Annotated in this window: 15 protein-coding genes; 2 read left to right on the top strand and 13 right to left on the bottom strand. The window is 68.5% G+C overall.

All coding sequences use genetic code 11. The features are described from left to right. Positions 1-27 precede the first annotated feature (27 nt). From fabB to ACTJI2_RS07670, 10 genes are all read right to left on the bottom strand, one after another. Positions 28-1,236 (bottom strand): beta-ketoacyl-ACP synthase I, encoded by a 1,209-nt coding sequence (gene fabB / locus ACTJI2_RS07715; RefSeq protein WP_183640799.1) that lies wholly within the window; start codon positions 1,234-1,236, stop codon positions 28-30. Between the two features lie 2 nt (positions 1,237-1,238). Next, positions 1,239-1,754, bottom strand: a complete 516-nt coding sequence (fabA, locus tag ACTJI2_RS07710; protein ID WP_141454298.1) for a 3-hydroxyacyl-[acyl-carrier-protein] dehydratase FabA — start codon at positions 1,752-1,754, stop codon at positions 1,239-1,241. Between the two features lie 264 nt (positions 1,755-2,018). Further along, entirely contained in the window at positions 2,019-2,396 is a 378-nt protein-coding gene (locus ACTJI2_RS07705; protein WP_440841635.1) for a bleomycin resistance family protein, read from the bottom strand. Between the two features lie 169 nt (positions 2,397-2,565). Beyond that, positions 2,566-3,831, bottom strand: coding sequence for an ABC transporter permease (locus tag ACTJI2_RS07700; protein ID WP_183640803.1), 1,266 nt, complete (start codon positions 3,829-3,831; stop codon positions 2,566-2,568). Continuing rightward, complete coding sequence (locus ACTJI2_RS07695; protein WP_440841634.1) at positions 3,828-5,126, bottom strand: efflux RND transporter periplasmic adaptor subunit; 1,299 nt, start codon at positions 5,124-5,126, stop codon at positions 3,828-3,830. The genes ACTJI2_RS07700 and ACTJI2_RS07695 overlap by 4 nt, the downstream gene beginning before the upstream one ends. After that, entirely contained in the window at positions 5,123-6,112 is a 990-nt protein-coding gene (locus tag ACTJI2_RS07690; protein WP_440841633.1) for an HlyD family secretion protein, read from the bottom strand. Before ACTJI2_RS07690 ends, ACTJI2_RS07695 begins: the two co-directional genes overlap by 4 nt. Beyond that, positions 6,109-7,092 (bottom strand): HlyD family secretion protein, encoded by a 984-nt coding sequence (locus ACTJI2_RS07685; protein ID WP_440841632.1) that lies wholly within the window; start codon positions 7,090-7,092, stop codon positions 6,109-6,111. The genes ACTJI2_RS07690 and ACTJI2_RS07685 overlap by 4 nt, the downstream gene beginning before the upstream one ends. After that, positions 7,076-7,750, bottom strand: coding sequence for an ABC transporter ATP-binding protein (locus tag ACTJI2_RS07680; protein ID WP_203321870.1), 675 nt, complete (start codon positions 7,748-7,750; stop codon positions 7,076-7,078). The genes ACTJI2_RS07685 and ACTJI2_RS07680 overlap by 17 nt, the downstream gene beginning before the upstream one ends. A gap of 212 nt (positions 7,751-7,962) precedes the next feature. Further along, on the bottom strand, positions 7,963-8,433 hold the full coding sequence (locus ACTJI2_RS07675) for a hypothetical protein (RefSeq protein WP_318288353.1): 471 nt from the start codon (positions 8,431-8,433) through the stop codon (positions 7,963-7,965). Next, positions 8,430-9,035 (bottom strand): RNA polymerase sigma factor, encoded by a 606-nt coding sequence (locus ACTJI2_RS07670; RefSeq protein ID WP_318288354.1) that lies wholly within the window; start codon positions 9,033-9,035, stop codon positions 8,430-8,432. The genes ACTJI2_RS07675 and ACTJI2_RS07670 overlap by 4 nt, the downstream gene beginning before the upstream one ends. Before the next feature lie 101 nt (positions 9,036-9,136). On the opposite strand from ACTJI2_RS07670, the gene ACTJI2_RS07665 reads away from it, so the two are divergent. Further along, positions 9,137-9,463: a hypothetical protein gene (locus ACTJI2_RS07665; protein WP_318288355.1), complete on the top strand. Its 327-nt coding sequence runs from the start codon at positions 9,137-9,139 to the stop codon at positions 9,461-9,463. 56 nt (positions 9,464-9,519) lie between these two features. Next, on the top strand, positions 9,520-11,061 hold the full coding sequence (locus ACTJI2_RS07660; protein WP_318288356.1) for a serine hydrolase domain-containing protein: 1,542 nt from the start codon (positions 9,520-9,522) through the stop codon (positions 11,059-11,061). A gap of 40 nt (positions 11,062-11,101) precedes the next feature. Here ACTJI2_RS07660 and ACTJI2_RS07655 read toward each other — a convergent pair whose 3' ends face one another. From ACTJI2_RS07655 to ACTJI2_RS07645, 3 genes are read right to left on the bottom strand one after another with little or no spacing between them, the layout of a single operon-like run. Next, positions 11,102-11,695, bottom strand: coding sequence for a DUF2894 domain-containing protein (locus tag ACTJI2_RS07655; protein ID WP_440841631.1), 594 nt, complete (start codon positions 11,693-11,695; stop codon positions 11,102-11,104). Continuing rightward, positions 11,685-12,347: an OmpA family protein gene (locus ACTJI2_RS07650; RefSeq protein WP_141454288.1), complete on the bottom strand. Its 663-nt coding sequence runs from the start codon at positions 12,345-12,347 to the stop codon at positions 11,685-11,687. The genes ACTJI2_RS07655 and ACTJI2_RS07650 overlap by 11 nt, the downstream gene beginning before the upstream one ends. Continuing rightward, the gene (locus tag ACTJI2_RS07645) at positions 12,344-14,440 is read right to left on the bottom strand and encodes a DUF802 domain-containing protein (protein ID WP_440841629.1); all 2,097 of its coding nucleotides are present in this window, start codon (positions 14,438-14,440) and stop codon (positions 12,344-12,346) included. Before ACTJI2_RS07645 ends, ACTJI2_RS07650 begins: the two co-directional genes overlap by 4 nt. Position 14,441: the final 1 nt, after the last annotated feature.

Raw genomic sequence — 14,441 nt, 5'->3', positions numbered from 1 at the left:
CAGGTCGGGAAGAAACCGCGACGGGCCTCAGACCCGTCCGAACACCAGCGTGGCGTTGGTGCCGCCGAAGCCGAAGCTGTTGGACATCACCGTGTCCAGCGTCGCGTCGCGGCTTTCGCGCACGATCGGGAAGCTTTCGACGCGCGGATCCGGCGTATCGATGTTCGCCGAGCCGGCGATGAAGCCGTCGCGCATCATCAGCAGGCAGTAGATCGCCTCGTGCACGCTGGCCGCGCCAAGCGAATGGCCGGACAGCGCCTTGGTCGAGGACAGCGGCGGCACCGCATCGCCGAACACGCTGCGCACGGCATCAAGTTCCACCACGTCGCCCAGCGGCGTCGAAGTACCGTGGGTGTTGAGGTAGTCGACCGGTTTGTCCACGCCTTCCAGGGCCATCTGCATGCAGCGCACCGCGCCTTCACCGGACGGCGCGACCATGTCGGCGCCGTCGGAGGTGACACCGTAGCCAAGCAGTTCGGCGTGGATGCGCGCACCGCGCTTGACCGCGTGGTCGTAGTCTTCCAGCACCAGCATGCCGCCGCCGCCGGCGATGACGAAACCATCGCGATCGGCGTCATACGGACGCGAGGCGCGGGTCGGATCCTCGTTGCGCTGGCTGGACAACGCGCCCATGGCGTCGAACATCATCGTCAGCGCCCAGTGCAGTTCCTCGCCGCCACCGGCGAACACGATGTCCTGGCGGCCGGCGCGAATCAGGTCCGCCGCCGCGCCGATGCAGTGCGCGGAGGTCGCGCAGGCGGCCGACAGCGAATAGCTCACGCCCTTGATCTTGCACGCGGTGGCGAGCGTGGCCGAGACGGTCGAGCACATCGTGCGCGGCACCATGTACGGACCGACCTTGCGGATGCCGCGCTGGCGCAGCAGATCCGCCGCCTCGATCTGCCATTCGGCCGAGCCGCCGCCGGAACCGGCAATCAGGCCCGTGCGCGGCTGGCTGACCAGCGCTTCGTCCAGGCCGGCATCGGCGATCGCATCGCGCATCGCCAGATAGGCGTAGGCGGCGGCATCGCCCATGAAGCGCTTCTGCTTGCGATCGATCAGGGCTTCCAGATCCAGCTCCGGCGCGCCGCCGACCTGGCTGCGGAAGCCGAGCTCGGCGTATTGCGGCAGATGGCGGATGCCGGAGCGGCCTTCGCGCAGCGCGGCGGAAACGGTGTTGGAATCATTGCCCAGGCAGGAAGTGATGCCCAGGCCGGTGATGACGACGCGGCGCATGCTCAGAACGCCTCCGTGGAGGTGAACAGGCCCACGCGCAGATCGCGCGCGGTATAGATCTCGCGGCCATCGACCAGCATGCGGCCATCGGCCACGGCCAGCACCAGCTTGCGGTTGATCACGCGGCTGATGTCGATTTCATAGCTCACCCGCTTGGCGGTGGGCAGCACCTGGCCGGTGAACTTCACCTCGCCGGTGCCGAGCGCGCGGCCACGTCCGGGCGCGCCGATCCAGGTGAGATAGAAACCGGTGAGTTGCCACAGCGCGTCCAGGCCCAGGCAGCCGGGCATCACCGGGTCGCCGAGGAAGTGGCATTTGAAGAACCACAGGTCCGGATGGATATCCAGTTCCGCCCGCACCATGCCCTTGCCGTGCGCGCCGCCGTCCTCGCGGATCTCGGTGATGCGATCGAACATCAGCATCGGGTCGTTGGGGAGGCGGCCGGCGTCCGGGCCGAACAGTTCGCCGCGGGCGCTGGCCAGCAGCTGATCCCGGGTAAAGGAAGCGGGGGATTTCATGCGTGATCCGACAGGTCAGGAACCAGAATAATGCACAATTGTGCATACAGCTGTATTGACGCAGATCAGCCCCGTGTTTCCGTACGCCGGCGTAGGCGGACGAAGAACAAGGCGGCGCTTGGATTTTCGCGGATGCGCGTTGTCCGGTCGGCTACCCTCGGATACCGCATCCGCCGGCGTACGGTGCGCAAATTGCGCGATCCGTGAGTGCGGTGTTCTTTATTGCAACGGGCGTGTTCCTGTTGCTGCCGCGGGAGCCTGGCCCTAGCGCGACTGGCTGATCCGGAACACGTGTCCGTCCGGGTGGCGGACATGCATCTCGCGCACGCCCCAGGGTTCGTCCGTCGGCGGCCAAGTCACTTCGATGCCGTTCGCCAGGCAGGTGCGGTGGATGCTGTCCACGTCGTCGACCCAGATGGACATCCACACGCCGCCGGTTTCCACGTGGGGACCGGCGGGATCCTGACGATGGCCCTGGCCATCCAGGCACATGAAAATCTCGCACTCGCCCGAGCCGACCGATCCGAAGGTGGGCGGACTACCCCAGTCCCAGCACTTCTCCCAGCCCAGCGCCTTGAACCAGGCGAAGCTCTTTTCCATGTCCGAGACGTTGAGGATCGGGGTGATGTGTTTGGCGTACATGGCGGGGGGTGGAGATTGGGGATTCGGAATTGGGGAGAGCATGGCTTTTGCCTCCCCCTTTTGTAAAAAGGGGGACCGAGGGGGATTTGCTTTTGGCGCGAAGAGCCAATCCCCCGTCACCTGCTTCGCAGGCGCCCGCCCCCTTTTTCTAAAGGGGGCGGAGTTGGCTTCAATCGTGCCGCAGCGCCGCGATTGGATCCAACTGCGCAGCCTGTCGTGCCGGATATACACCGAAGGCCAGGCCGACCAATGCACAGAAGCCGGCCGAAAGCAGGATCGGCAGCGGAGCCCAGGCGACCTGCCAGCCGGCGAACATCGCAATCAGGTAGGCGAGCACGCCGCCAAACACCAGACCGAGCCCCGCGCCGGCGATGCAGATGACCGTGGCCTCGCGCAGGAACTGGGCGATCACGTCGCGCCGGCGCGCGCCGAGCGCGCGCAGCAGGCCGATTTCGCGGCGCCGCTCCAGCACGTTGGCCAGCATGATGTTCATGATGCCGATGCCGCCGACCAGCAGGCTGACGCCGGCGATCGCGCCCATCACCACCTGGAAGATGCGCTGGGTCTGCTGGTGCTGCTGGAACAACTGCTGCGGCACGATCAACTGGTAGTCCGCCATGCCGGCGTGGCGCTGGTCCAGCACCGCCGCGAGCACGCCGGCGCCGGCCGCCAGCCGGGTCGGATCGTCCAACCGGAGCAGGAACCGATCCACTTCGTCCTCCTGCGGCTGGAAGCGGAAACGGGCACGCGCGCTCGCCAGCGGCACATAGATGCGGTTGCTTTCCGAACCCAGTTGCACGCCCTCGAAACTGTCCTGGCCCAGATCGCGATCGGCCAGCACGCCGATCACTTCCAGCCACACGTGATTGACCTTGATCAGTCCGCCGATCGCGTTGCCTTTGGGAAACAGGTCCGCGGCGGCCTGGTGGCCGAGTACCGCCACCGCCGACAGCCTGGCCTCGTCCTCGGCGCTGAACGCGCGGCCATCGCGGATGCGCAGCGAGGACAGGCCGAACCAGTCGGCGCTGACGCCGCTGGCCTGCGCGTCGCTGCGGCCGATATCGCTGAACACGGTATGGGTGCGGATGGTCTTCTCGGCGGCGTGGCGTTCGGCGCCGGGCACGACACCGCGCGCGGCTTCGGCATCGGCCACGGTCAGGCCGAGGCTGCGCTCGCGTGTCTCCTTCAACGTGTCTTCGTCCTGCGGCTTGGCCTCGGCGATCAGGTTGTGCAGGCCCAGTCCTTCCACCAGCCGCAGCGCCTCGCGGCGGCTGCCTTCGCCGACCGCCTGCATCGCCACGATCGCGCCAACGCCGAAGATCATGCCGAGCAGGGTCAGCAGCGTGCGCAGGCGCCGCCGCCAAAGCTCCTCCACGGCCTCGCGCCAGACGGTCGGCAGGCGGTTGAACAGTCCCTTCAGCGGAGCACCACTCATGCTTTCTTTTCCTGCTTGTCGTCGGCGCCGTCACCAGCCGGCGCGGTGTCCTTGCCGGCGTCTTTCGCGTCGTCCTTGGCATCGTCGCCCGGTACGGGTACTTCGACCTGCGACAGGCGCACCTGATCGCCGGGCTTCAGACCGGACAGCACCTGCGAGCGCGCAGTGCCGCGCACGCCCAGCTTCACCTCGCGGGCGACGTAGTCGCCGCCCTGGCGCAGACGCACCCAGTGACGGCCGTCGCGCTGCTCGATCGCCACGTTGGGTACCGCCATCGCGTCCTTGGCGTCCAGCAGCACCACGGTCGCCTCGAAACGCTGGCCGGGCAGCAGGCGGTAGCGCTCCACCGCGGCGGTGGGAACCGATGCGCGCATCGACAGATATTTAACCGGGCTTTCGCGGTTGCGCACCTTGGCCGCGCTTGCCACCCACGACAGCTTGCTCTCGATGCGCTGATCCGGGCGTCCAAGCGGGTTGAGCACCACCGTATCGCCGACCTGCACGCCCTGCGCCTCGATCTGCGGAAGATCGATCTCGACTTCCATCGCGCCGGTATCGGGCAGGTTGCCGAACTCGAATCCGGCGCGCAGGTTGGCGCCGACCATGGGTTTGTCGCCCGACCAGTTGGCCGACAGCATCAGCACGCCGTCATTGGGTGCGCGTAGTTCCAGGGCATCCAGATCCGACTTGCGACTCTGGGCGTTGATGTCGAAGGTCGCGCGCTGCGCGTCCAGTACGGCCATTTCCGCTTCACCGCGCACGCCGGATTGATCACGCTGCCACTGCAGCGTGCCCTGGCGAACCTGCAGGTATTCCTTGTCCTCTATGGCGTCGAGCACCTGGTTGCGCGCGACGGTGCTCAGGTCCGCCTCGGCGTAGCGCTGGGCGATGCCCAACTGCACGGCGACCTGCGACAGATCCACTTCCACCCGGCCCAGCGCGGAAGCCAGATCGCCTTCCTTCGCGATCCGCGCCAGCGCGTTGCGCTGCAGATCGATCATCGCCTGCGCCAGCTGCTGCTCGCCATCGGGCGAGATGAAGCGCGCCAGCAGATCGCCCTTCTTCACCAGCGAACCTTCCGGCAGCATCCATTCCACCTGCCGTGCGCTCCAGTTCTGGCCGGGCACCATCAACGGCGTGGGTTTGGCCGAGCGCAGTTCGCCTTCGCCGCGCACGGCGATGCGCAGATGCCCCGGCGCGACGGTTTCGGTGGCGACCGGCATCTCGGGCTTGCCGCAGGCGGCCAGCGCGCAGGCGAGCACCAGTACTGCTCCGGCATGGCGGAAACGGATCATTTCGCACCTCCGGCGACATCCGGGACGGTCAGCTCCACCCGCACCGCCTGGCCGGGGCGCAGCTTCGCCCTCGCATCGTCCAGGCGAATCTCCAGATCGAGGATGGGCACGGGTTGCACCTGCGACTTGCTACGCACCGCCCGCCCGATGCTGGCGACCTTGCCGTGGTGGACGCTGCCGCCGCCGCCCTCGATCACGATGCGCGCCGGCACGCCCACCTTCACCCGCTGCAAATCGCGCTCCGGCAGCTGCGCACGCACCGCCAGGGTGGTGGGATCGGGAATCTCGGCGACGGTCTGGCCTCGCCAGACCTGCGAACCGACGTCGAACTTCTCTCCGTTCCAACTGCTCTTGTGCATGATCACGCCATCGCGCGGCGCCGGCAGGTTGAGCGCGGCGATCGAGGATTGCAGGCGGGTCACGTCGGCCTGCGCCTGCTGCAGTTCCGAATTCACCAGCCGCAATTCCTGCTTGCGCTGTTCGGCGGCGGCGCGTTCGGCGACCTGGGCCAGGGCGGCGAGCCGTTCGGTGCGGCGACGCTCCTCGACCAGCTTGTCGTATTCCAGCGCGGCGATCAGTTCCCGCGGCTGTTCGGTCTTGCGGCGCGCCTTGTCGTGCTTGGCTTCCGCCTCGGCGGTGGTCAGCCGTTGGCTGCGCTCGCGCTCGGCCAGATCCAGGCTGAGGTTCTCCAGCGTGCGTTTCTTTTCCTGCAACAGGCTCTGCTTTTCGCTCAGCTGGCGGACCAGATCGCTGGTGTCGAAGGCCACCACGACGTCGCCCTTCTTCACCGAGCTGCCGTCCGGCGCCAACTGGGTGACGTTGAACTGCCACATGCGATCCACCGACGGCGGTATCAGCTGCGAGCTGCGCTGCGCGTAGACCTCGCCGTCCACGCGCAGGGTGGCGGCGTGCGTGGCCGGCAGCGCGCACGCCAGTGCCAGGGCAAACAGGGCGCCACGCAGGGAGTTGAATCGAGCGGGTTTCATCGGCCCTTGCCTCCGTTCGCGGTGGTGGCCTGCGGCTTGGCGATCACCCGCACGCTCATGCCGGGCATCAGTGCCAGCGAACCCGAGTCCAGGGTGATGTCGACGGTGAAATAGCGGCCCTCGCCCCATTCGGGCCTGCGCTCGGGTGCGCCGGAAATGAACCCGATGCGGCCGGGAACGCGCTTGCCGGGCAGGGCGTCGAAACTCAGGTCCACCGGCTGGCCCACCTTCAGGTCGCGCCGATCCGGTTCCAGCGCCCAGGCGCGCACGTTCATGCGTCCGCTGCTGACCACCTCGCCCGCCTTGCTGCCGGGCATGGTCGAGGAACCTTCGTCGATGCGACCGCCGATCCAATTGTTGTTGAAGCCGTGCACGACCACGCCATCGCGATCGGCCTTGACCTCGGAGGTCCGCACCATCGCGGTGTGGTAGTCGCGCTCCAGTTCCAGCTTGCGCACCTGCAACTGGCCATCGTTGATGGCGCGCTGCACGGCGGCGCGCGCGGCGTCCAGTTGCTTGCGCTTGAGCGCGGCCTCGCGGGTGGTGCGATCCAGATCGCCCTGGTAGCGGTCGTAGTCCAGCGCGGAGATCAGCTCGCGCGGGATGCGCGCGTCCAGCTTCGCGGTGGCCAGTTCGGCTTCGGCGTCGACCAGTTCGGTTTCGGCCTGCACGGCCTTGACCTGCAATTCGGCCACGTCCTTGGCGTTCTTGGCCAGGGTCTGCTCGATCTCCGCTTCCAGGTCGGGAATGCGGCTGGCGGACTGGCCCGGGTCGATGCGCAGGACCACGTCGCCCTTCTTCACCCGTTCGCCTTCGGGCACGTAGTAGCGGACCACCACCGGCGAGCTGTTCGACTGCGGGGTGAGGATCTGCTGCGCATCGATCGCGCGCACCTCGCCGGTGAGCACCACCGCGTGCGCGGACACGGCCAGCGCGGCCAGGCACAGACCGGCGAGCAGGGGGTTATTGCAGCGCATCATGCTCGACCCTCCCGTCGCGCAGCTTGACCTGGCGCGGCGCGCGCGCGGCGATGTCATTGTCGTGGGTGACCAGCACGACGGTCTGGCCGCCGGCATGGACTTCGTCGATCAGCGCCAGCACGTCGGCGGCGCTGCGCGAATCCAGGTTGCCGGTGGGCTCGTCGGCGAGCAGCAGCGCCGGCTGCAGCAGCAGGGCGCGGGCGATGGCCGCGCGCTGCATCTGGCCGCCGGACAGTTCACTGGGCCGGTGGTCGCGGCGTTCGGCCAGGCCGACGCGATCCAGCAATGCCATCGCGCGCTCATGGGTGCCGGCCGGCGGCTGGCGGTGGAAGCGCAACGGCAACAGCACGTTCTCCAGCACGGTCAGGCGCGGCAGCAGGTGGAAACTCTGGAACACGAAGCCGATGCGCCGGTTGCGCAGATCGCTGCTGGCCTCGTCGTCGAACGTGGCCACGTCGCGACCTTCGAACAGGTAGCGTCCCGCATTCGGATGGTCCAGGCAGCCAAGGATGTTCAGCAGGCTGGATTTTCCGGACCCGGACGGGCCGGTGATGGCGACGAACTCGCCGCTGTCGATGCGCAGGTCCACGCCTGCCAGCGCTTTCACGGTCTGCCCGCTCATGGCGTAGTGGCGCTGCACGCCATGCAGTTCAATCATTCCCGCTCCCTCGATGCCCCGAACCGCAACCGACCGCCGCCGGAAGGTAAAGGTTCCCCTATCCCCCGCGGACCGGTGTCGATGCCGTCCGATGTCCCGTTCCAATCCGTTATTTCAACGGACCGGCGCGGGGCGGCAAGTATCTTTGGTCATGGGCACCGCGCGGGTGGCGTGGCCCATGCGCAAGCGTTCGGGGAGCGGGGCTTTCGTATTCAGGGCGACGGATGCGCGGTCCGGTCCTGAGCCATGAATGCCTGGACCCGGGCGCAGGCCCAGGACAGGCCCGCGCAGGCCAGGCCGATCAGGATCCAGCCGCTGGCCACATCGCCCAGCGCCTGCTGGAACGATGCCCGGACCTCGGCGCCGTAGCGCACGCCCACGATGCCCAGCACGATCACCAGCGTGACCACCAGCCAGCGCGACAGCAGGCGTTCGATGCCGGCCTCGCGAACGGCGGCCTGGCGGGCGACCGACGCCGCGAAATCCATCGGCGGCCCGCTGCGTGGACGCGAGCGCACGGCATGGGCCACGACGCGGTAGTCGCGCGCGAGCGCTTCCAGTCCGGCGTCATCGGCCTGATTGGCGGCACGCAGGCCGCGTTCCTGCTGCTCCCATTCGCTGGCGTCGAACGCCGGTTGCGGGGGCGCGTCCTGGTGGAAGGGGTTCTTGTCGCGGTTGTTCATGCGGGAACTCCGATGCGGGCTTCCAGAATCTCCCGCAACCGTTTGCGGCTGCGGAACAGGTGGCTCTTGATGGTGCCTTCGGCCAGTCCGGTGGAACGGGCGATGTCGCCGATGGGCATTTCTTCCAGATGGTAGAGCGTGAGCAGCATGCGCTGCAGCGGCGGCAGGGCGTCGATGGCGGCATGCAGATGCGCCTGCATGTCCTCGTCGGCCGTCGCCGTCTCCAGGTCGAAGCCGTCGCTGACCCGTTCGGCCGGGGCCAGGCCGTCCTCGTCGTCGCGGATGTCGGCCAGCGGCAGGCGCTTGCGCTCGATGTGCCGCAGCGCGACCGAACAGGCCACCTGCGCCACCCATGACTTCAGGGCGCTGTCGCCGCGATACTGATGCAGCGATCGGTGGATGCGCAGGAACACTTCCTGGCACAGCTCGCGGGTATCGTCCGGGTGCCGCACGATGTCGTCCACGATGCGCCAGCACAGTCCCTGGTAGGTCCGCACCAGCTGTTCGAAGGCGCCGCGCCGGCCCGCCAGCACGGCCTCGACCAGGTCGCGGTCGGCCTGCGGGGCGATATCGGCAGTGGTGGACGGGGCGGGCATCGGCATAGGGATACGCCGGAGGGGCGAGCGGTTGCAACCGGCGAAAGTGCAACCGGCGGGCCAGTAGCCGTATCCCAATCGACAACCCATCCCTCCCGGTAACCGCCATGAACTTCGAACTGCTCATCCCGATCACCCTGATCATCGGCATCGTCTATTCCATCAAGACGGTGGTGGATGCCTACACGCGCCGCCGGGTCATCGAAACGCGCGGTTCCGAGGAACTGGTGCGCTCGCTGCTGGAAGGCGAGACCACCCGCCGTCGCCAGGCCTCGCTGCACTGGGGGTGCGTGATGCTGGCGCTGGCGCTGGGCTTCGCCGGGGTGGAACTGATCGGCGCGGAGGAGATCACCCCCGGCACCATCGCGTTGCTGCTGGGCGCGACCGGCCTGGGCAACATCGCCTACTACCTGCTGGAACGCCGCAGCCGCTGAGCCGGCCGCCGCCGCGACTCCGCGGCGGCGTCTCTTCCCTTCACCGGAAAACGACCATGAAGCATTTCCTGGCGGCCGTCGCCGTCTGGGTCGCGACCCTTCCTGCGCCGGCGTCCGCCGCCGATCCGGATTTCGCGCCGCTGTCCCGCCTCATCCAGCAGACCAAGGACGCCACCGGGCTTCCCTCCGGCACCGCGGTGGCGGTGGTGAAGGACGGCAAGGTGATCTACGAGGGCTATTTCGGCGAGGCCGACATCGCCGCGCGCACGCCGGTGAGCCGCGACACCGTGTTCTACATCGCCTCGGCGACCAAACCGTTCTTCGCCCTCAACGCATTGCTCAAGGAAGACGCCGGACAACTGGACATGCGCCTGTCGATGCGGGAAATGTTTCCGGATCTGCGTTTCACCGGTTTCGACGCCGACGCGGTGACCCTGGGCGATCTGCTCGTCCATGGCTCCGGCGTGGACAATCCGCCGCTGGCCTGGGCGACCGCGTTCAGCGGCCTGCACGACGCGGCGTCGCGGCGCGCGCTGGTGCGAGTATCGACGGCCGATCCGGAAGCGGCGCACGGCACTTTCAAATACACCAACGTGGGCTACAACATCGCCAGCGTCTGGATGGATACGCGATTCGGCGCGCCATGGCAGACGCAACTGGAGAATGCCATCTTCCAGCCGCTGGGCATGCGCCACACCACGGCCCGGATCAGCCGCGCGCAGGCCGCGGGCTGGACGCTGGCCAAGCCCTACTCGATGGCGTCCGAAGACCCGCGCGTGCCGCTGTACCTCACCAAGTCCGACGACACCATGCAGGCGGCCGGCGGGCTGGTCTCGACCGCGCCGGATCTCGCGCGGTTCCTGCTGGCGCAATTTCCGGATGCGCGTGTCGGCGGCCTGCCGGCGGCGACGATCCTGCGTTCGCACCAGACCCGGATCGGGCTGGAGGCGAAGTACCAGGATTTCCAGCGCAGCGGTTATGCCTGGGGCTGGTATACCGGACCCTACAAGGGCCGGACGATGCTGCACCACTTCGGCGGCTTCGCCGGCTTCCACGCCCATCTTTCGTTCATGCCGGCGGAAGGCATCGGCCTGGTCGTGCTCAACAACGAGGACGTGCTGGGCGCGCAGCTGACCAACCTGATTGCCGATCACGTGTACGGCTTGCTGCTGGGCGAAGTGGAAGTCACCGCGAATTCCGGGCGCCGGTTCGCGGAGCTGCAGGCCAAGGCGCAGGCATTCCGACGCGGCACGCTCGCCAAGCGCGAAGAAATCCGCGCGCGTGCCTGGCACCTGTCGCTTCCGCGCGATCGCTATGCCGGCACCTATCATCATGACTTGCTGGGCGACCTGATCGTCTCACCGGAGGACACGCAGGGTCTGCGCCTGCGCTGGGGCCGGTTGGAGGCGGTGGCCACGGGCAGCGATGAAGCGGATCAGGTGCGCATCGAATTCGTGCCCAACAGCGGGCAACTGCTGGCTTTCACGATGAAGGACGCGCGGGTCGAGTCGATTGCGTTCGACGGCATGGTGTTCCGCAAGACGAACGGCGCGGCGGCAGTGGAGGGTTCCAGGCCGGCGGCGGCCTCGCCGCGCTGACCGGCGTCCGCATCAGCGGCGCGGGGAGGCTGGAACAGCGCTATTCGCGACGCTTGCGCGGCTTGCGGGGGCGCTTGGTCTCGGTGGCGGCGCGCGGTGCTTCTGCGGTCGCGAGCAGGCCGCAGTCGCTCATCTGTTCCAGCCAGGCCAACGCGTCGAGGTAGGACAGGAACGATTGCAGGTAGCCGGGCGATTGTTCGCGCATCAGGGTGATCGAACGATGCACCAGCCGGCCGGAATTGAGCGGGCCGGCGTCGGCCGGCGCGGCTTCCAGCGATTCGCGCAGCTGGCTCTCGGCGCGGATCCGCGACCAGCGCCGGCGGGCGTCTTCCAGTTGCGCCACTTCCGGGTAGGCGGGGCGTGGCGAATCACCGGCCGCCAGCTGCTCGCTGTCGCGCACGGCGGCCTGTCCGGCGATGTGGTCGAGCAGTTCACGCAACGCGCTGCTCGCCGGCGGGGCGGCGACGGCGGCAACGCGGCGCGTCTGGTCGTCGCTGTCGCGCAGCGTCGCCAGTCGCGCTTCGAGCCGCTGTCGCACGGCATCGCCGTGCTCGCCGGCACGACGCGCCAGCGCCTCGGCCAGCAACTGCCGGACGGGCGTGGGTGTCGGGAAATGGTCGCCGTTATCGCTCATGCGCGCGATCGGGTGCGGCGGCGGCGGCGGCCTTCGGCCGCGGCATCGGTGCGATTTCCACGCGCCGGTTGCGCGCGCGGCCTTCCTCGCTGGCGTTGGAGCTGACCGGCTGTTCGGATCCGAACGCCGCGGCGAACACCGACGACGCGGGCACGCCCTCGGCGATCAGGGTGCGGGTCACGGTGAGCGCGCGATTGGCCGACAGGTCCCAGTTGTCGAGGAACTGGCGGTTGCCGTCGCGCACCTGGCGGTCGTCGGTGAAGCCGCTGACCATCAGGATCTCGTCGCGCGCGCGCAGGTAGTCGGCCAGTGGTCCGGCCAGGCTCTTCAGCAGCGCCTGGCCTTCGGGTTGCAATTGATCCGAGTTCAACGCGAACAGCACGCTGCCGCGGATGCCGATGCGGCCATCGACCAGGGTCACCCGGCCTTCGGCCAGCGGCACCGCCAGCGCCTGTTCCAGCGCCTTGCGCCGCTGCGACTCGAGCTGGCGCTGGCGGACTTCCTCGTCCAGCCGGTGCGACAGCTGCATCTGCGCGCCGATCACGCCGACCAGGATCAGCACGAACACGCCAAGCAGCACCGACATCAGGTCGCCGAAGGCGGCCCAGATCGGTGTACTCGATTCGACCTCGGCCTCGATGTCCGCGCTCATGCGGCTTCCGTTTCAGCGTCTGCCCGGCGACCTGCCAACTGCTGCAGATCCTCGATGATCTGGCGCTGCGCCAGCATGCTCAGGTCGATGACTTCGCGCGCCTGCGCGACGTAGTAGGCGAGCTGTTCGTCGCTGCGGGCGAGCGACTTGTCCAACGCGTTCTCGACGCCCTGCAGGCGTTCGACCAGGCGATCGTTCCAGTCGCCGAACTGCTGCACGGCCGCGCCGAAGGCGTCGCCCAGGCTGGCGACTTCGACCGCGCCGGCGCTGATCTGGCTGGCGGCGTCGCCGAGCCGGCCGGTTTCTGCCTCGATGTGGTCGGTGAAGCGGGTGCCGACCCGATCCAGCAGATCCGCCGAGGTGGTGACCAGCGCATCGATCGCGGTGCGCTGTTCGGTGGAGGCGTGGTTGACCGCGTCCAGCAGGGTCTGCAGGGTTTCCAGCAGGCGGCTGCGTTCCTCCAGCATGGTGGTGTCGCGGACCATGCTGTCGGAGAGCTTCTGGCGCAGTTCGGCGATGACTTCGGCGGCGGCCTTCGGTGCTTCCGACGCGGCCTGCACCAGCCGCGAGATCTCGGCGATGGTGTCACGCGCATGCGCCTGGGTCTGCGCGGAGATGTCCTGCGCGGTGGCGGCGAGGGTGTCGCAGATGGCCTGCTGCCGGCCGGCGGCCTGTTCGCCGGCCTGTTCCCAGCGCTGGCCCAGCGCATCGCTCAGGGTGCCGAATGCGTCGCTCCAGGCGGACAGACGCTGCTGGTCGCGCGCTTCCAGCGCGGTCTGCAGATCCGCGTGCGACTGCTGCATCCGGTCGACCAGCGAAGCGGCGTGCTGTTCGAAGGCAGCGGCGGCGGCGGTGAGCGCCTGCTGGTTGCGCGTGGCCAGTTCCTCGTTGGCGGCGGCCTGTCGCGACGCGGTGTCGTTCCAGGCCTGCGCGGCGGCGCCGTTGGCGGCGTCGAAGCGCGCGGAGACGCTTTCCAGCAGTTCGGCCGAACGCTGTTCGAACGTGCCGGCGAAGCCGTCCAGCGAACCGCGCAGATCCTGCACCAGCGTACCGTTGGACGCGCGCTGCTCGGCCAGTGCCTGCCGCCACAGATCGGCGACCGTGGTGGTGGTGGTGGCGAAGCCGGACGACAGCCCGTCCAGTTGCTGTTGCACGGCCTGGTTGAGGGCGCCATGCAGGGTGGTGGTCTCGCGCGCGATCGCCGACAGGGTGGTTTCCATGATCGGTTGCAGCGCCGCGCTGGCGGCGCGCGCGCTTTCGCCGACGCTTTCCTTCAGCGAGGTCTCCACCGAGGCGGCGAGGCGCGCGTGCACGGCCTCGGTGCGCTCGTGGAACGCATCCTGGCGGGCCTGCAACTGATCGTTGGCGGCGCGGCTCTGCTGCTCCAGCGCGGCCATCATCGCTTCCAGGCGATCGACGAGCGCGGGCATCGCGTCGGTCTGCCGCTGCAGCAGGCGGAAGGCTTCCTCGCGCTGGTGCGTTTGCGAGTGCACGCGCAGGGCGGAGGCGATGCCCGCGTCCAGCGACTGCACCGCCAACTGGCGTTCCCGCCGGCACAGCGCCGCCAGCAGGCCGAGCATGGCCGAGGCGGCGACGCCGGCAATCGAGGTGCCGAAGGCGAAGCCCAGACCCTTGACCGGCGCGGCCAGCGATTCGCGGATGGCCTGCAGATCCGCCGCGCTTTCCAGCGCCATGCCGGTACCGCGCAGGGTGGTCATCATGCCGAGCAGGGTGCCGAGCATGCCAAGCAGCACCAGCAGGCCGACCAGGTAAGGCGTGAGCGACGGCGCCGGCAGCGCGGCACGCTCGCCTTCGATGCGCAGGCGCACCGGATTGCGCAGCGAGGGATGCAGGCGCGCCAGCCACTCGGCCAGCGCGGCCGGCGGCGCGGACAGATCCGCGACGGCGCCGGCGAGGGTGGCGGTGGCCTGCCGGTAGCGGTACAGCTCCCATCCTCCGACGACATAGCAGGCGCCGATCAGCAGGGTGACGGACAGGGCCAGCGGGTTGGCGCCGACATAGCCCACCGCAATCCAGCAGACAGCGGCCAGACCGGCGAGAAAGAGGGCGGGAGCGAGCAGGTTTCTGAGCATG

The sequence above is a fragment of the Pseudoxanthomonas sp. 22568 genome (genome assembly GCF_052044485.1).
GTDB classification, from domain to species: Bacteria; Pseudomonadota; Gammaproteobacteria; order Xanthomonadales; family Xanthomonadaceae; genus Pseudoxanthomonas_A; species Pseudoxanthomonas_A beigongshangi.
Note: the sequence above shows the minus strand (reverse complement) of the source record. Positions and strands in the feature narration are given on the sequence as shown.